The organism is Paracoccus zeaxanthinifaciens ATCC 21588 (assembly GCF_000420145.1).
GTDB lineage: Bacteria > Pseudomonadota > Alphaproteobacteria > Rhodobacterales > Rhodobacteraceae > Paracoccus > Paracoccus zeaxanthinifaciens.
Window position 1 is genome coordinate 42,954 of the sequence record NZ_ATUJ01000001.1, and the last position, 16,054, is coordinate 59,007.

General features: G+C 69.3%; 17 protein-coding genes. 13 read left to right on the forward strand and 4 right to left on the reverse strand.

Features of this window, described 5'->3' with window-relative positions; all coding sequences use genetic code 11:
• Positions 1-76: 76 nt before the first annotated feature.
• Both F804_RS15120 and truA read left to right on the forward strand, forming a co-directional pair.
• Positions 77-1,081 carry a 5-bromo-4-chloroindolyl phosphate hydrolysis family protein gene (locus tag F804_RS15120; RefSeq protein WP_084686380.1) on the forward strand — a complete coding sequence of 335 codons (1,005 nt, stop codon included), beginning with the start codon at positions 77-79 and terminating at the stop codon, positions 1,079-1,081.
• Positions 1,081-1,857, forward strand: a complete 777-nt coding sequence (truA, locus tag F804_RS0100225) for a tRNA pseudouridine(38-40) synthase TruA (RefSeq protein ID WP_022705725.1) — start codon at positions 1,081-1,083, stop codon at positions 1,855-1,857. The genes F804_RS15120 and truA overlap by 1 nt, the downstream gene beginning before the upstream one ends.
• On the opposite strand, the gene F804_RS15125 is transcribed toward truA, so the two are convergent.
• Positions 1,833-2,648, reverse strand: a complete 816-nt coding sequence (locus F804_RS15125) for a sugar transferase (RefSeq protein WP_022705726.1) — start codon at positions 2,646-2,648, stop codon at positions 1,833-1,835. The two genes, truA and F804_RS15125, sit on opposite strands and share 25 nt — an antisense overlap.
• A 165-nt stretch (positions 2,649-2,813) precedes the next feature.
• Between F804_RS15125 and F804_RS0100235 the strand changes: the two genes are divergently transcribed.
• The 9 genes from F804_RS0100235 to F804_RS0100275 all read left to right on the forward strand — a co-directional run bounded on the left by F804_RS0100235 (position 2,814) and on the right by F804_RS0100275 (position 10,556).
• Entirely contained in the window at positions 2,814-3,269 is a 456-nt protein-coding gene (locus F804_RS0100235) for a universal stress protein (RefSeq protein WP_022705727.1), read from the forward strand.
• Between the two features lie 62 nt (positions 3,270-3,331).
• Complete coding sequence (locus F804_RS0100240; protein ID WP_022705728.1) at positions 3,332-3,889, forward strand: NifU family protein; 558 nt, start codon at positions 3,332-3,334, stop codon at positions 3,887-3,889.
• Positions 3,882-4,499: a tRNA (adenosine(37)-N6)-threonylcarbamoyltransferase complex dimerization subunit type 1 TsaB gene (gene tsaB / locus F804_RS0100245; RefSeq protein WP_022705729.1), complete on the forward strand. Its 618-nt coding sequence runs from the start codon at positions 3,882-3,884 to the stop codon at positions 4,497-4,499. Before F804_RS0100240 ends, tsaB begins: the two co-directional genes overlap by 8 nt.
• Entirely contained in the window at positions 4,496-4,918 is a 423-nt protein-coding gene (locus F804_RS0100250; RefSeq protein WP_022705730.1) for a GNAT family N-acetyltransferase, read from the forward strand. The genes tsaB and F804_RS0100250 overlap by 4 nt, the downstream gene beginning before the upstream one ends.
• A gap of 81 nt (positions 4,919-4,999) precedes the next feature.
• Positions 5,000-5,989, forward strand: a complete 990-nt coding sequence (locus F804_RS0100255) for a BMP family lipoprotein (RefSeq protein WP_022705731.1) — start codon at positions 5,000-5,002, stop codon at positions 5,987-5,989.
• Between the two features lie 17 nt (positions 5,990-6,006).
• On the forward strand, positions 6,007-7,638 hold the full coding sequence (locus tag F804_RS15130) for an ABC transporter ATP-binding protein (protein WP_051142260.1): 1,632 nt from the start codon (positions 6,007-6,009) through the stop codon (positions 7,636-7,638).
• On the forward strand, positions 7,638-8,738 hold the full coding sequence (locus F804_RS0100265) for an ABC transporter permease (protein ID WP_022705733.1): 1,101 nt from the start codon (positions 7,638-7,640) through the stop codon (positions 8,736-8,738). The genes F804_RS15130 and F804_RS0100265 overlap by 1 nt, the downstream gene beginning before the upstream one ends.
• On the forward strand, positions 8,735-9,769 hold the full coding sequence (locus tag F804_RS0100270) for an ABC transporter permease (RefSeq protein ID WP_022705734.1): 1,035 nt from the start codon (positions 8,735-8,737) through the stop codon (positions 9,767-9,769). The genes F804_RS0100265 and F804_RS0100270 overlap by 4 nt, the downstream gene beginning before the upstream one ends.
• Complete coding sequence (locus F804_RS0100275; RefSeq protein WP_022705735.1) at positions 9,753-10,556, forward strand: purine-nucleoside phosphorylase; 804 nt, start codon at positions 9,753-9,755, stop codon at positions 10,554-10,556. Before F804_RS0100270 ends, F804_RS0100275 begins: the two co-directional genes overlap by 17 nt.
• Here the strand turns inward: F804_RS0100275 and mnmH are convergent, their stop codons facing one another.
• Both mnmH and F804_RS17295 read right to left on the reverse strand, forming a co-directional pair.
• Positions 10,557-11,606, reverse strand: coding sequence for a tRNA 2-selenouridine(34) synthase MnmH (gene mnmH, locus F804_RS0100280; RefSeq protein WP_022705736.1), 1,050 nt, complete (start codon positions 11,604-11,606; stop codon positions 10,557-10,559).
• Between the two features lie 2 nt (positions 11,607-11,608).
• On the reverse strand, positions 11,609-12,160 hold the full coding sequence (locus tag F804_RS17295) for a L,D-transpeptidase (protein ID WP_022705737.1): 552 nt from the start codon (positions 12,158-12,160) through the stop codon (positions 11,609-11,611).
• Between the two features lie 377 nt (positions 12,161-12,537).
• Between F804_RS17295 and F804_RS0100290 the strand changes: the two genes are divergently transcribed.
• Both F804_RS0100290 and F804_RS0100295 read left to right on the forward strand, forming a co-directional pair.
• Entirely contained in the window at positions 12,538-14,913 is a 2,376-nt protein-coding gene (locus F804_RS0100290; protein WP_022705738.1) for a heavy metal translocating P-type ATPase, read from the forward strand.
• A complete protein-coding gene (locus tag F804_RS0100295) occupies positions 14,910-15,563 on the forward strand; it encodes an arylesterase (RefSeq protein WP_022705739.1) in 654 nt (217 codons plus the stop codon). The genes F804_RS0100290 and F804_RS0100295 overlap by 4 nt, the downstream gene beginning before the upstream one ends.
• Here F804_RS0100295 and F804_RS0100300 read toward each other — a convergent pair whose 3' ends face one another.
• Positions 15,564-16,031 carry a copper chaperone PCu(A)C gene (locus F804_RS0100300; protein ID WP_022705740.1) on the reverse strand — a complete coding sequence of 156 codons (468 nt, stop codon included), beginning with the start codon at positions 16,029-16,031 and terminating at the stop codon, positions 15,564-15,566.
• Positions 16,032-16,054 lie beyond the last annotated feature (23 nt).

Consider the following 16,054-nt stretch of genomic DNA (forward strand, 5'->3'; position numbering starts at 1 on the left):
AGGCTCAGCTTCTACCTGCTTCTGCTGCTGACGCTCTATGCGTCATTCGCGGGCGCGGCCTGACCCGGAGGGCATGATGGCACGGAAATACGGGGGGCGCTTCTCGCCCCGTGACATGCTGAGGAACAACCTGCCCGACGGCACGGCGCGGCCCGACCTGCCGCAGGTGCCGCGCCATCCCCATGAAGGGCGCCCGAAATGGGTGACGCTGGCTGCCAGCCCCTTCCTGCTGGGCGCGTTCTTCCAATCCGCGGGCGGCATGGTCGCCGATCTTGCGGCCTTCGGGATGATCGCCAGCGGCATGTGGATGACCCGCGAGGGGCTGGAGGCGCAGGCCGCCTTCGAGGCCCGCCGCGTGGCCAAGCGCCCCGCCATCCCGCGCAAGCTGTTCGGCGGCGTGCTGGCGGGACTGGGCCTGGGCATCGGGGCGGCGGAACCCGGCGCCATCGCGGGCACCGGCCTGATCGGCGCGGCGGGGCTGGTGCTGCACCAGCTGGCCTTCGGGCTGGACCCGTGGCGCGACAAGGGTGCCGAGGGCGTGGACGATTTCCAGCAGGAACGCGCCGACCGCATGATCGAGGAAGGCGAGACCTATCTGCGCGAGATGCGCGACGCCATCGCCCGCGCGGGCGACCGCCGGATCGAGGCCCGCGTGTCGATGTTCGAGGCCAGCGTCCGCCACCTGTTCGAACGGGTGCGCGCCAACCCCTCGGGGCTGGCATCGGCGCGGCGCTACATGGGCGTCTACCTGATGGGGGCGCGGGACGCGACCAGCCGCTTTGCCGACCTCTATTCCCAGACCCGCGACGAGGCTGCGCGGCAGGCCTATGCGAGTTTTCTGGACGACCTGGAAAAAGATTTCATCGCGCGCGCCGACCGCCTTCTTGACGGCAACCGCGAGGCCCTGGACATCGAGATGTCGGTCCTGCGCGAACGCCTTGCCCGCGAGGGGCTGACGGGTGCCGCCACCCAGGTTGACCCCGCCGACCGCGCCCGGCTGGAAAGCCACGAGGCCCAGACGCTGGACCAGCTGCTCTCGGCATCGTTTCCCGGACAGAAGACAGGGAACAGGCAGGACTGATGCCGCGCTTCGCATTGAAGGTCGAATATGACGGCGCCCCCTTTGCCGGCTGGCAGGCGCAGGCCGACCAGCCATCGGTGCAGGGCGCGATCGAGACCGCGCTGGCACGGCTGGACGCGGGCTTTGCCGCAGGCGCGCGCATCGCGGCGGCCGGTCGCACCGATGCGGGCGTCCATGCCACGGGCCAGGTCGCCCATGCCGATCTGCTGCGCGACTGGGACCCCTTCCGCCTGTCCGAGGCGCTGAACTTCCATCTGAAGCCCGCACCGGTGGCGATCCTCGCGGCGGCGCGGGTGGAGGACGAATTCCACGCCCGCTTCTCGGCGCATGAACGGCGCTACCTGTTCCGGGTGGTCAGCCGCCGCGCACCGATGACGACGCAGAAGGGTCAGATCTGGCAGGTGCAGAACCCGCTGGACCTGGACGCGATGCGCGAAGGCGCGGCGCATCTGGTCGGGCTGCACGACTTCACCACCTTCAGATCCTCGATCTGCCAGGCGAAAAGCCCGGTCAAGACCATCGACGAGATCACCATCGAGGCCCTGCCCATCCCGCACGGGACCGAATACCGGTTCCACCTGCGCGCGCGGTCGTTCCTGCACAACCAGGTCCGGTCCATCGTGGGCACGCTGGAGAGGGTCGGCGCAGGGTCCTGGACCCCGGATCGCGTGCGCGATGCGCTGCAGGCGGCCGACCGTGCGGCCTGCGGGCCGGTCTGCCCGCCGCAGGGGCTGTACCTGACGGGGGTGGGTTACCCGCGCGATCCCTTCGCCTGACGACGCTGGCGGCTGGCCGGACCGACCGGCAGCCACACGCGTTCGCCCCGGCGACGGCGCGGGCGTTCGTCCTTGCGCGACACGACGATCTTCAGCGTGTGCCACAGGATCCACAGGTCCATCCGCATGCTGCGATGCCGCTGATAGATCAGGTCGATCTTCAGCTTGGCAGGCAGGCACCGGCGGTAATAGGCGGCCTCGGTCGCCTGCGCGGACTTGCAGCGCGCAAGGATGCGGTCCTCGTGGCGGTGATAGATCAGCGTGGCAAGACCCGTCACGCCCGGACGGCTGTGCAGCACCTGCGCATAGACCGCGGGAAAGCGTTCCACGTATTCGCGCAGCGGCGGGCGGGGTCCGACAAAGCTCATGTCGCCGCGCAGGATGTTGAACAGCTGCGGCAGCTCGTCGATGCGGGACCGGCGGAGGAAGCGGCCGATGGGCGTGATTCGCCACGCCTTGTGCGCACCGGTCGCGCCGAAATCATGTTCCTCGCACAGCATGGTGCGGAACTTGAACTGGTTGAACGCCTCGTTCGGGCCGCGCATCCGGTGGGCGGTATAGAAGATCGGACGCCCCTGCAGGATCAACAGAAGGCAGCCCACGACCAGCATCACCACCGACAGCGGGATCAGCAGGACCAGCGCGAAGGTGAAGTCGAAGATCCGCTTGGAACGGGGCATGGGCTCGACGCCGGGGGCCGAAGCCTCGCCGATGAACCAGCCCATCCTGGGGGCGGTCAGGCCGGCCAGACGCGCCGCGTCGTTCTTGTCCCAGTCGTGGTGAATCGTCACGCTACCGTCCAATCATGGATGTTGCCGCCCCTTCGCCGCTAACACAGTTGCCGCGGCATGGGAACGTCTGCCGAAGGATTCGGCAGCAGATCTTGCACAAGCATGGCGCATCGGCCACTGTCATCGCGCAATATGGTCCATTCCGGGCAAAGGATAGGCGAAAACATGCGCAAGTTCCTCGTTCTGCTGGATGACAGCCGGGAATGCCTGAACGCGATGCGCTTCGCGGCGATGCGCGCCGCCAGGACCGAGGGCGGGGTCGTCATCCTGTCCGTCATTCCCGCCGACGAGATCCAGCACGGCTTCGGCGTGGCCGATGTCATGCGCGCCGAGGCCCGCGAGCGGATCGAGGCGCATTTCGAGGTCTTCGCGAAATGGATGCGGTCCCGCCCCGGCATCGAGCCCGAGCTGGTCATCCGCGAGGGCGACCCCGCCGAGGAGCTGATCGCCCAGATTGCCGAGGACGACGATATCGGCATCGTGGTGCTGGGGCTCAGCCCCGAGAAGGCGGGGCCGAACCCGGTGCTGAACCGCCTGCTGCGCGATCCGGGGGTGCTGCATTGCCCCATCACGGTCGTGCCGGGCGACCTGTCCAAGGAACGGCTGGAAGCGATCACCTGAGGGGCAGCCCCGCTTGACCCAAGGGCCGCGCATCGCCATATCGGGCCTCAAAGGAGCCGCCCATGTTCATCCAGACCGAAACGACCCCGAACCCCGCAACGCTGAAGTTCCTGCCCGGCGAGACCGTGCTGGGTGCAGGCACGGCCGATTTCCCGACGCCCGACAGCGCGGCGACCTCGCCGCTGGCGCGCCGCGTCTTCGCGGTCGAGGGCGTGACCGGCGTCTTCCTGGGCCGCGATTTCGTGACCGTCACCAAGGTCGAGACCGCCCCCTGGGACCACCTCAAGCCCTCGATCCTGGGCGCGATCATGGAGCATTTCCAGTCGGGCGCCCCGGCGGTCGAAGGCTCGGCCCAGAGCGACGGCCATGCCGAGCATGACGGCCCCGACGGAGAGATCGTCGGCCAGATCAAGGAACTGCTGGACACCCGCGTGCGTCCCGCCGTGGCGCAGGACGGTGGCGACATCACCTTCCACGGCTTCGACCGCGGCGTGGTCTATCTGCACATGCAGGGCGCCTGCGCCGGCTGCCCGTCCAGCACGCTGACGCTGAAGATGGGGATCGAGAACCTGCTGCGCCACTATATCCCCGAGGTGGTCGAGGTGCGCCCCGTTGCCTGACCGCCTGACACTGGGCTTCGACACGTCGGCCGCGCATTGCGCGGCCGCTTTGCTGCGTGGCGACCGCCTGCTGGCCAGCCGCCACGAGGAGATGGCCAAGGGCCAGGCCGAGCGGCTGATGCCCATGATCGAGGAGCTGCTGTCCGAAGCGGGCGCGACCTTCCGTCAGATCGACGTGATCGGCGTGGGCACCGGGCCGGGCAACTTCACCGGCATCCGCGTCGCGGTCGCGGCGGCGCGCGGGCTGTCCCTGGCGATGGGGGTGCCCGCGATCGGCGTCAGCGCGACCGATGCGCTGGCATGGGGTCTGCCCCGCCCGTGCCGCATCCAGATCCCGTCTCGCGCGGATACCGTGATCTGGCAGGATTTCGGGCAAGAGCCCCCGCAGGCCGGTGAACCGGTGGCGGGCAGCCGGCCGCAGCAGGCTGCGACCGGCGCGCTGCCGCCCGGCCCCGCGCCGGCTGCGCCGGCGGTCGCGATCGCCGAGGGCGTGGCGCGCATGGCCGCCATGCTGGCCGATCGCGGACCCCAGCCCCGCCCCGCGCCCGTCTATCTTCGGCCCGCCGATGCCGCGCCGGGCCGCGACGCGCCCCCCCGCATCCTGCCGTGACCGACAGCGCCGCGCTGGCCGCGACCCATGCCGCCTGCTTCGTGACGCCGCGTCCCTGGACCGCAGCCGAGTTCGACGATCTGCTGGCCGCGCGCGGGACCTTCCTGCTGGGCGATCCCGACGCCTTCCTCCTGGGCCGCAGCCTTGCCGGAGAGGCCGAGCTGCTGACCCTTGCGGTTTCACCCTCCCTTCGCAGGCAGGGTCACGGGCAGCGGCTGCTTGCGCATTTTGCCCGCCATGCGGGCGAAACGGGCGCCGAAAAGGCATTCCTGGAGGTGGCGTCGGACAACGTCGCGGCACGGGCGCTGTACCTGCGAAATGGATGGGTGGAAGCGGGTCTCAGGCGCCGCTATTACGGGCCGGTGACGGATGCGATCGTGATGCGGTCGTGCCCCGTCGCGGCCCAACAAGGCGGTTGACCGACCCCGAACGATGCGCCCTAATCGCGTCATCAGACGGGCAAATCTGAATCGCCCGCACCAACAGGATGAGGTTCCTCGATGTCTTTCATGAAAACGCTTCTGGCGGGTTCTGCGCTGACTGTTCTGTCTTCGGCTGCCGCGCTGGCCGATCCGGCGCTGATCTTCGATCTGGGCGGCAAGTTCGACAAGTCCTTCAACGAGGCGGCCTATGTCGGCGCGCAGCGTTGGGTCGAGGAGACCGGCGGCTCCTATCGCGAGCTGGAGATGCAGTCCGAGGCGCAGCGTGAGCAGGCCCTGCGTCGCCTGGCCGAGACGGGGTCCAACCCGATCGTGATGACCGGCTTTGCCTTCGGCGACGTGCTGACCAAGGTCTCGCCCGATTATCCCGACACGAAATTCGTCATCATCGACATGGTGGTCGATGCCCCGAACGTGCAGTCCGTCGTCTTCACCGAGGAACAGGGCAGCTATCTTGCCGGCGTGATGGCCGCGATGTCGTCCGACAGCGGCAAGGCCGGCTTCATCGGCGGCATGGACATCCCGCTGATCCACAAGTTCCACTGCGGCTTCGCGCAGGGCTTCAAGGCGACCCAGCCCGAGGGCGAGGTGTTCCTGAACTTCACCGGCACCACCCCGGCGGCCTGGAACGACCCCGTCAAGGGCGGCGAGCTGGCGCGCGCGCAGATCTCGCAGGGGGCCGACGTGATCTATGCGGCGGCGGGCGGCACCGGCATCGGCGTCCTTCAGGCGGCCGCCGACGAGGGCGTGCTGTCGGTCGGCGTGGACAGCAACCAGAACGCGCTGCATCCGGGCCAGGTCCTGACCTCGATGGTCAAGCGCGTGGACAACGCGGTCTTCGACGCCTTCACGGCGGGCGCGGATGTCGAGGCGGGCATCAAGGTCATGGACCTGTCCGCGGGCGGCGTCGACGTCGCGATCGACGACTCCAATGCCGAGCTGGTCGATGCCGAGATGCAGGCCGCCATCGACGAGGCCAAGGCGGGCATCGCCTCGGGCGAGATCGAGGTCCACGACTACATGACCGACAACAGCTGCCCGGCTTCGTAATGACTGCCGCAGGCGAAATGACGGGGGGGCGGTCGGACGCGGCCGCCCCCGCTGCAATCGAGCTGCGCGGCATCTCGAAGGCATTCGGCCCGGTTCAGGCGAACCGGAACATCAATCTGCGCGTGCCGAAGGGAACCATCCACGGCATCATCGGGGAAAACGGCGCGGGGAAATCGACCCTGATGTCGATCCTCTACGGTTTCTATCGCCCCGACGCGGGCGAGATCCTGGTGAACGGCCAGCCCATCGCCATCACCGACAGCCAGACCGCGATCCGCGCGGGCATCGGCATGGTGTTCCAGCACTTCAAGCTGGTCCAGAACTTCACCGTGCTGGAAAACGTGATCCTCGGGGCCGAGGACGGCGCGCTGCTGCGCCCGTCCCTGTCCAAGGCGCGCGGCGTGCTGAAGCAGCTGGCGCAGGAATACCAGCTGAACGTCGATCCCGACGAACGCATCGAGGAGCTGTCCGTCGGCCACCAGCAGCGGGTCGAGATCCTGAAGGCGCTGTACCGCCAGGCCGACATCCTGATCCTGGACGAGCCCACGGGCGTGCTGACCCCCGCCGAGGCCGATCACCTGTTCCGCATCCTCGAAGGGCTGCGCGACGAGGGCAAGACGATCATCCTGATCACGCACAAGCTGCGCGAGATCATGGACATCACCGACAATGTCAGCGTCATGCGCCGCGGCGAGATGGTCGCATCGGTCAAGACCGCCGAGACCGACCCCGAGGAGCTGGCCGAGCTGATGGTCGGCCGCAAGGTCCTGCTGAACGTCGAGAAGGCCCCCGCCACCCCCACCAAGCCGGTCCTGCAGGTCGAGGGCCTGCGCATGATCGACGATGACGGGGTCGAGCGCCTGCGCGGCATCGACCTGCAGATCCGCGCAGGAGAGATCCTGGGCCTTGCGGGCGTGTCCGGCAACGGCCAGACCCAGCTTCTGGAGATCCTCGGCGGCTATCCCCCGAAGGGATCGAAGGTCGAGGGGACCGTGACCATGAACGGCGCCCCCCTGCCGCTGTCGGGCCGCGGCTGCGATGCCGCGTCGCGCCGTCGCGCGGGCATGGGCCACATCCCCGAGGACCGACAGGTCGAGGGGCTGATCATGGACTTCGCCGCCTGGGAGAACGTCGCCTTCGGCTGGCAGGACGCCCCCGAATTCAACCGCGGCTGGCTGATGGACAATGCCGCCATCCGCAGCGACGCGGCCGACAAGATGGAACGCTTCGACGTGCGTCCCCGCAACCCGAACCTTGCCGCGCGCAACTTCTCGGGGGGGAACCAGCAGAAGATCGTCGTCGCCCGAGAGATCGAGCGCAATCCCGACCTGCTGCTGATCGGCCAGCCGACGCGCGGCGTGGATATCGGCGCGATCGAGTTCATCCACAAGCGCATCGTCGAGTTGCGCGACGCGGGCAAGGCGATCCTGCTGGTCAGCGTGGAACTGGACGAGATCCTGTCCCTGTCCGACCGCGTGGCCGTCATGTTCGACGGGCGCATCATGGGCGAACGCGATCCCGCATCGACCACCACGGGCGAACTGGGCCTGCTGATGGCGGGCGTCACCGACACGAAGAACACCCCCGACGACCAGGGCATCCCGCCCGAACACGCCCATGTCGACGGACTGCCGCAGGAGCCCCGCTGATGGACAAGATGCCGAAATGGGCCGATGTCATCCTGACCCCGCTGATCTCGCTGGTGCTGGCGATGGCGATCTCGGCGCTGGTGATCCTCGCCATCGGCGAGAGCCCGTGGGAGGCGATGAAGACCATGGTGCAGGGTGCGCTCGGATCCAGCTATGGCTGGGGGTTCACGCTGTATTACGCCACGAACTTCATCTTCACCGGGCTGGCCGTCATGGTCGCCTATCACGCCAGCCTGTTCAATATCGGCGGTGAGGGTCAGGCCGCGATGGGGGGCCTCGGCGTCGCGCTGGCGCTGCTCTACATCCCCCTGCCGCATTGGGCGCTGGCGCTGCCGGTCGCGATGGTCGGGGCGGCGATCCTGGGGGCCGCATGGGCCTTCATCCCCGCGATCCTTCAGGCGAAACGCGGCAGCCATATCGTCATCACGACGATCATGTTCAACTTCATCGCCGCCGCGGCGCTGAACTATGTGCTGGTGCGGCTGCTGCGCCCCGTGGGCAGCATGGACCCCGCATCGGCCCGCTTCCCCGAGGCGACGAACCTGCCGTCGCTGTCCGACGCCTTCGCATCCATCGGGATCGAGTGGGGCCGCAACACGCCTGCCAATGTCACCTTCTTCATCGCGCTGCTGGCCTGCCTTCTGGTCTGGCTGCTGATCTGGCGCACGCGCATGGGCTACGAGATCCGGGCCCTGGGCAAATCCGAACCGGGCGCCGTCTATGCCGGTATCAGCCCCGTGCGGATCACCGTGATCGCGATGCTGATCTCGGGCGGGCTGGCCGGGATGATGGCCATCAACAACGTCATGGGCGAGGCCGAGCGCCTTGTCCTGAACGCGGTCGAGGGCGCGGGCTTCATCGGCATCGCCGTGGCGCTGATGGGGCGCAACCACCCCTTCGGCGTGCTGCTGGCAGCCCTTCTCTTCGGGTTCCTCTACCAGGGCGGGGGCGAGCTTGCGCTCTGGACCTCGATCCCGCGGGAACTGATCATCGTCATCCAGGCCCTGGTGATCCTGTTCACCGGCGCGCTGGACAACATGGTGCGGATGCCGCTGGAACGCCTGTTCCTGCGCCTGCGCCGGAAGGAGGTCGCGGAATGAGGATCAAGGATTCCCTCACCGCCATCATCGTCGTCGCGATCTGCCTGGTCTGGGCCTTCGTGGATGCACGCGCGGCCCAGCAGGGCATCGACAGCGCGCTGCGCCTGATGACGCCGCTGCTGCTGGCCTGCCTTGCGGGCCTATATTCCGAACGCGCGGGCGTCTTCGACATCGGGCTGGAAGGCAAGATGCTGATGGCGGCCTTCACCGCCGCATCCGCCGCCTATCTGACGGGCAGCGCCTGGCTGGGGCTGCTGGCCGGGATCGCGGGGGCGCTGGCGCTGTCGCTGTCGCTGGTCCACGGGCTGGCCTCGATCACCTTCCGGGGCAACCAGCTGATTGCGGGCGTCGCGATCAACTTCCTGGCCTCGGGGCTGACGGTGCTGGTCGGGCAGAACGCCTTCGGGCTGGGCGGGCGGACGCCGTCGCTCAGCGGGGCGGGCCGGTTCAACCCGATCGACCTGCCCTTCGCGGAAACCCTGTCGGGCGTGCCGGTGATCGGGCCGATCTATTCGGGGCTGATCTCGGGGCAGACGATCCTGGTCTATGTCGCCTTCGCGATGGTGCCGCTGACCTGGTGGGTGCTGTTCCGCACCCGCTTCGGCCTGCGCCTGCGCGCGGTCGGGGAAAACCCGGCCTCGGTCGATACGGCGGGCGTGTCGGTCACGCGGCTGCGCTATGCCGCCGTGGCGATCTGCGGCGTGCTGACGGGGATCGCGGGCGCATACCTTGCCACGGGCCTGTCGGCGGGCTTCGTCAAGGAGATGACGGCCGGTCGCGGCTTCATCGCGCTGGCCGCGCTGATCTTCGCCAAGTGGAAGCCGTGGCAGGCGCTGTTCGCGACCTTCCTTTTCGGCCTGCTCGAGGCGATCGCGAACCTCTATCCCAACCTGGACCTGGGGATCGTGGTGGTGCCGTCCATGTTCATGAACGCGCTGCCCTACATCCTGACGGTGATCATCCTTGCGGGCTTCGTCGGCCGCGCGATCCCGCCCCGCGCCGGAGGAGAGCCCTATGTCAAGGAGCGCTGAGCTTGCAGCCCTCATCCGCGACCGCGCGGGTGAGGAGGCCCCCGAATACGCCCTGATCCTGGGATCGGGCCTGGGCCACCTGTCCGAGAAGGTCGAGGGCACCGCCATCCCCTACAGCGACCTGCCGGGCTTTCCCCATGCGGGCGTGTCAGGCCACGTGCCGCAGCTGGTCATCGGCGAGTTGGAGGGGCGGCGCGTCGCGGTCTTCGGCGGGCGGTCGCATTACTACGAATCCGGGCGGGCGGACGCGATGCGCCTGCCGCTCGAGGTGCTGGCGGCGCTTGGCTGCACGCGGCTGATCCTGACGAACGCGGCGGGGTCGCTGCGCCCCGACATCCCGCCCGGCGGGCTGATGCTGCTGAACGACCACATCGCCTTCGCGGGCACCAACCCGCTGATCGGCGAGGCCACGGATGCCCGCTTCGTCCCCATGACCGAGGCCCATGACGCGACGATGCGCGAGGGGCTTCTGGCCGCCGCGAAGGCCGAGGGCGTCGCGCTGCCGCAGGGCGTCTATTGCTGGTTCTCGGGGCCCAGCTTCGAGACCCCCGCCGAGATCCGTGCAGCACGGGTGCTGGGCGCGGATGCGGTCGGCATGTCCACCGTCCCCGAGATCATCCTGGCGCGGTTCCTAGGGCTGCGCGCGGCCGCGATCTCGGTCGTGACGAACATGGGTGCGGGGCTGTCGGACGAATCCATCAGCCACGACCACACCAAGGCGATGGCCCCCATCGGGGCCGCCAAGCTGGAGAAGCTGCTGCGCCGCTTCCTGCGCGAGGGCGAGTGATCAGGGAAGGCGGGCCAGGGCGTCCTGAACGCGGTCCGCCACCCTTTCCAGGTCGTCCAAGCCCTTGACCGCCAGCACGCCGCGTTCGCGTTCGGCATAGCGCAGGCGGTGCTTGAGGTATCGCGGATCATAGTGATCGCGCAAAAGCCCCTGCGACAGTTCCTTCCATTCCCGCCGTGCCAGCTGGCCGCGCCATGTCTCGATCCGCTCGGCCGGGTGCTGGGGGGCAAGACGTGTCAGGATCGCCTGCACGCGGTCGGGATCGGCCACCATGTCGTCGTAGCGCAGCGCGGTATAGGCCGCGCGGGCCTCGACCGGGATCTCCAGCCTCAGGCGGGGCGCGGCGCAGATGGCCTGCCACATGGCCTTGGGGATGGTGATGTTGCCGATGCGGCTGCTCTCGGCCTCGACGATGACGGGGCGCGCGGGGTCCAGCGCCTCGATCTGCGCGGCAAGGCGCCCCTCGAACAGCTTCTGGCCGGGCTGGCCTTCGGCCACCGCGCCGAACAGGCTGCCGCGATGCCGAGCAAGCCCTTCGAGGTCGATGACCTGGTGCCCGCGCGCGGCAAGGATGTGCAGGATCTCGGTCTTGGCGCTGCCGGTATTGCCGTCCAGCACCACGACGGGCGCAGGGATCGGACCGTTCTGCAGAAGGTCCACGACCAGCCCGCGCCACGCCTTGTATCCGCCCTCGATGCGGTTCACCCGCCAGCCGATCTGCTTCAGGATCACCTCGAAGCTGCCGGACCGCTGACCGCCGCGCCAGCAATAGACCAGCGGCTTCCATCCCCCGTCGCGATCCGCAAGCGGCCCCGCGATATGGCGCGCGGCATTGGCCGCGACCATCGCCGCCCCCATCCGCCGCGCATCGAAGGGCGAGACCTGCTTGTAGATCGTGCCGACCTGCGCGCGCTCGTCATCGCTCAGCACCGGCAGGTTGATCGCGCCGGGCAGGTGATCCTCGGCGAATTCGGCCGGGGCGCGCACGTCGATCACGTCGTCGAAGCCCGCAAGCGCGGGCCCCGAGATTCCCTCCAGACGAAGTGCCAAGATCAGAAGACGTAGACGGGCGTGCCGACCGGCACCTGTTCGAACAGCGCGATCACGGCCTCGTTGCGCATGCGCAGGCAGCCGTTCGACACGGCCTGCCCGATGGATCCGGGGTTGGTCGTGCCGTGGATGCGGATCGCCGTGTCGTTGCCGTTCTTGTCGTACAGGTACAGCGCGCGCGCCCCGAGCGGGTTCTGCGGACCGCCCGGCATGCCGTCGGCATATTTCTCGTAGGCGTCGGGATTGCGCTTGATCATGTCCTGCGTCGGACGCCAGCTGGGCCATTCGACCTTGCGCCCGATGGTGGCCTTGCCCTTCCAGACCAGTTCGGCCGTGCCGACGGCCACGCCGTAACGGACCGCGCGACCCGGTGCCACGACGTGATAGAGGAAGAAGTCCTTGCTGACGACGACGATGCTGCCGACCTCGAAATCGTCGCGGATGGCGACCTCGGTCGGGACATAGGGGTCGGCGGCGGGGGCGTCCTGCGCGGATGCCAGGGCGGGCATGGCGATCAGCGGCAGGGCCGAAAGGATCATCTGACGGCGGTTCATGGTCCGTATCCTTCTGTCTGTCTTGGCCCTTGCAATAGCGCGAAACCGGCTTTGCCCGCAACTGAGACGGGCGCATCGGCACGCGGGGCTTGACCATAACGCAACAGGTCCACATCTGTTGCACATGGAAACGGCCCCGACCTGCACGGCACGCAAGGCCCCTGCCCGCCCGCGCCACCTCTGCCGCGGACGGGGCGACCGGTCCTGCCGCTGCCATGTCGCGGATCGCAGGCAGGCGTCCCGCCCCCCGCGCAGGCCCCTGCCGCATGCGGTGATCCGTCCCGCGACCGATCCCCCCGCCCGCGCCCCATCGCCGCCCCAGGCCCCCCCTGCCCCATCAGCCGCAGCCCGTTCCTGCAAACCTGATGAGGCAAGACATGACATCGCATACTGAAATCGACCTGCCCGTTCCGGGCATCAGCTGCGCCGGTTGCGCATCCCGCGTGGGACGCGCGCTGGACGCCGTGCCGGGCATCGGCGCGCAATCCGTGAACCCCGTGACGCGCATCGCCCGCATCGAACTGGGCAGCGCATCGCTGGCCCGGATCCGCGACGCCCTGTCCGAGGCGGGCTATCCCGCGGCGCTGCAGGAAACCCGGCTTGCGATCCAGGGCATGAGCTGCGCGTCCTGTGCGGGCCGCATCGCCCGCGCGCTGGAGGCCCGCCCCGAGATCGCCGAGGCGCAGGTGAACCTTGCAACCCACGAGGCCCGCATCACCCATGCACCCAGCCTCGACCCCGCCGCGCTGGCGCGGATCGTGGGCGATCTGGGCTATCAGGCGCGCCCCCGTGCCGATGCCGCCGCGCCCCCCGAAGACGAGGCCGCCCCCCTTGCGCGCGACGCGGCCATCGCGGCGCTTCTGACCCTGCCGATCTTCGTGACGGAAATGGGCGGCCACCTGTTCCCGGCCTTTCACCACTGGCTGCATGCGCTGGTGCCGACGCGCGAGCTTTGGGCGATCCAGATGATCCTTGCGCTGGCGGTGCTTGCCGGTCCGGGGCGGCGCTTCTTCCGCGCAGGCATCCCGGCGCTGCTGCGCGGCACCCCCGAGATGAACAGCCTCGTGGCGCTTGGCGCAGGGACGGCCTTCGCCTTTTCGGTCGTGGTCGTGCTGGTCCCGCAGATCGTCCCCGAGCCATCCCGAAACGTCTGGTTCGAGGCCGCCGCCGTCATCGTCACGCTGATCCTGACCGGCCGCTGGCTCGAGGCCCGCGCACGAGGTCGCGCCGGACAGGCGATCCGGCAGCTGATCGACCTTGCGCCCGACCACGTGACGCTGCTGCGCGACGGCCAGCCGCGGCAGGTGCCGGTCGCGACGCTGGTGCCGGGCGACCTGCTGCGGCTTGCCCCCGGCGAACGCGTGGCCCTGGACGGAGAGCTGGTCGAGGGGCATGGCGATCTGGACGAATCCATGCTGACGGGCGAGCCTCTGCCCGTCGCCAAGGCCCCCGGCGACCGGCTGGTGGGCGGCACGCTGAACGGGCGAAGCGCCCTGACCTATCGCGTGACGGCGACGGGCAAGGATACGGTTCTGGCCCGCATCGTGCAGATGGTCGAGGATGCGCAGTCGGCGCGTCTGCCCGTGCAGGCGCTGATCGATCGGGTGACGCGGGTCTTCGTGCCAGCCGTGATCGGCCTGTCGCTGGCGACCTTCGCGCTGTGGCTGGCCTTCGGGCCGGGGCTTGCCCATGCGGTCGTCGCCGCCGTCGCGGTGCTGATCATCGCCTGCCCCTGCGCGATGGGGCTGGCGGTTCCCGTGGCGATCATGGTCGGCAGCGGGCGCGGCGCGCAGCTGGGCATCCTGTTCCGGCGCGGCGATGCGCTGCAACGGCTGGCCGATACGCGCATCGTGGCCTTCGACAAGACCGGCACCCTGACCGAGGGGCGCCCCCGCCTGACGGGCATCCGCACCGATGGCATCGACGAGGCACAGGCGCTCCGCCTTGCCGCCGCGGTCGAGGCGCGGTCCGAACATCCGCTGGCGGCGGCGATCCTTGCCGCGCATGACGGCGATCTGCCCGATGCCAATGGCGTCACGGCCACGCCCGGACGCGGCATCGCCGCCACGGTCGAGGGGAAGCGCATCACCCTGGGCAATCGCGCGGCACTTCTGGACGCGGGCATCGCCCCCGGCCTGCCATCGCAGGACGAGGGAACCGAGGTGCTGCTGGCCATCGACACTCGCCACGCAGCGACCCTGACCCTTGCCGACCGCGAACGCGAAAGCGCGGCCCGCGCGGTGGACGACCTGCACCGCATGGGCATCCGCACCGCGATCCTGTCGGGCGACCGCCCCGCCACCGCGCAGGCCGTTGCCCGACGCCTGGGGATCGACCGGGTCGAGGGCGGCCTGCTGCCCGAGGACAAGCTGCGCCTGATCCGCGATCTTGGCGCGGGCGGCGTCTTCGTCGGCGACGGCATCAACGACGCCCCCGCGCTTGCGGCGGCCCCAACGGGCATCGCCATCGGCACGGGCACCGACATCGCGATCGAGGCCGCCGACGCGGTGCTCGTGTCCGGCGACCCGCAGGGCGTGGCCCGCGCCATCCGCCTGTCGCGGGCGGTGATGCGCAACATCCGGCAGAACCTGTTCTGGGCCTTCGCCTATAACGTCGCGTTAATCCCGGTCGCGATGGGGGTGCTGGTGCCTTTCGGGGGACCGCAACTCTCGCCTATGCTGGGGGCTGGCGCGATGGCCCTGTCATCGGTCTTCGTCATCACCAACGCCCTTCGCCTGAGGTCCGCCGCATGAAGCTGAACCGCCGCCACCTGCTGTCCATCGCCGCCGCATCCGCGCTTGCGCCCGCCCTGCCCGCCACGGCACAGGGCGCGCCGCGCGTGCTGTGCTTCGGGGACAGCCTGACGGCGGGCTATGGGCTGGGCGCGGATCAGGGGCTGGTGCCGCAGCTGTCGGACTGGCTGACGCGCGCGGACCGGCCCGCGACGCTGCTCAACGGCGGGCTGTCGGGCGACACGACCTATGGCGGGCGCATCAGGATAGAGCTGGCGATGCCCCGCCACGAGCCCGATGCCGTCATCGTCGAGCTGGGCGGCAACGACATGCTGCGCGGCTGGACCGCCGCCGATGCGGAACCCAACCTGGATGCCATCCTGACCCGCGCGGGTCGCGGCGGCAGGCCGCTGCTGCTGGTGGGGATCCAGGCCCCCAAGGGCCCGGACGACTGGCGCGCGGACTGGGCCGCGATGTGGCCCCGCATCGCCGCGCGTCATGGCGCGCTGCTGCTGCCCGATCTCTATGCGCCGCTGGCCGCGGTCGCGCCCGATCTGCGCGGGCCGCTGCTGCAGCCCGACGGCATCCATGCATCCGCCGAGGGCGTGCGCCGCATCGTGGCCGAGCTTGGCCCCGTCACGGCGCAGCTGATCGGACGGCTGGCCGCCTGATCAGTGACCGGCATGGGCGTCATGCCCATGGCCCGCGTGATCGGCCTCGCGGTCGTTGTCCACGACGGCCTCGACCTCGACCGTGCCGCAATCGCCGAAATCCAGCGTCAGGGCGACCGGATCGCCGTCGTTCAGCGGCTGCGCCAGCCCCATCAGCATGACGTGGTCCGCACCGCGCGCCAGCTCGTGCGTCTCGCCCGCGGGGATCTCGATGCCGCCTTCGATGGCGCCCATGCGCATGACACCGTTGTCTTCGGTATGGGTGTGCAGTTCCACCTTCTCGGCGGCGTCGGATGCGACGCCCTGCAGGGTGCAGGCGGTCTGGCGGTGGTTTTCCAGCTGCATGAAGATCGCGCCGGTCACCGGGTTCGCACTGCGCGCATAGGCGTCGTTCACGTGCATCCCGTCATGGGCAAGCGCCGCAACGGGCAGAATCGCCAGAAGGCTGGCGGAAATGAGGGTTTTCATGATGTTCGTCCTTGGTCTGTCGT

Excerpts from the sequence above, each read along its gene's own strand:
- F804_RS15120 (WP_084686380.1), top strand. The coding sequence starts at position 77 with ATGGCACGGAAATACGGGGGGCGCTTCTCGCCCCGTGACATGCTGAGG.
- truA (WP_022705725.1), top strand. The coding sequence starts at position 1,081 with ATGCCGCGCTTCGCATTGAAGGTCGAATATGACGGCGCCCCCTTTGCC.
- F804_RS0100235 (WP_022705727.1), top strand. The coding sequence starts at position 2,814 with ATGCGCAAGTTCCTCGTTCTGCTGGATGACAGCCGGGAATGCCTGAAC.
- F804_RS0100240 (WP_022705728.1), top strand. The coding sequence starts at position 3,332 with ATGTTCATCCAGACCGAAACGACCCCGAACCCCGCAACGCTGAAGTTC.
- F804_RS0100255 (WP_022705731.1), top strand. The coding sequence starts at position 5,000 with ATGTCTTTCATGAAAACGCTTCTGGCGGGTTCTGCGCTGACTGTTCTG.
- F804_RS15130 (WP_051142260.1), top strand. The coding sequence starts at position 6,007 with ATGACGGGGGGGCGGTCGGACGCGGCCGCCCCCGCTGCAATCGAGCTG.
- F804_RS0100265 (WP_022705733.1), top strand. The coding sequence starts at position 7,638 with ATGGACAAGATGCCGAAATGGGCCGATGTCATCCTGACCCCGCTGATC.
- F804_RS0100270 (WP_022705734.1), top strand. The coding sequence starts at position 8,735 with ATGAGGATCAAGGATTCCCTCACCGCCATCATCGTCGTCGCGATCTGC.
- F804_RS0100275 (WP_022705735.1), top strand. The coding sequence starts at position 9,753 with ATGTCAAGGAGCGCTGAGCTTGCAGCCCTCATCCGCGACCGCGCGGGT.
- F804_RS17295 (WP_022705737.1), bottom strand. The coding sequence starts at position 12,160 with ATGAACCGCCGTCAGATGATCCTTTCGGCCCTGCCGCTGATCGCCATG.
- F804_RS0100290 (WP_022705738.1), top strand. The coding sequence starts at position 12,538 with ATGACATCGCATACTGAAATCGACCTGCCCGTTCCGGGCATCAGCTGC.
- F804_RS0100295 (WP_022705739.1), top strand. The coding sequence starts at position 14,910 with ATGAAGCTGAACCGCCGCCACCTGCTGTCCATCGCCGCCGCATCCGCG.
- F804_RS0100300 (WP_022705740.1), bottom strand. The coding sequence starts at position 16,031 with ATGAAAACCCTCATTTCCGCCAGCCTTCTGGCGATTCTGCCCGTTGCG.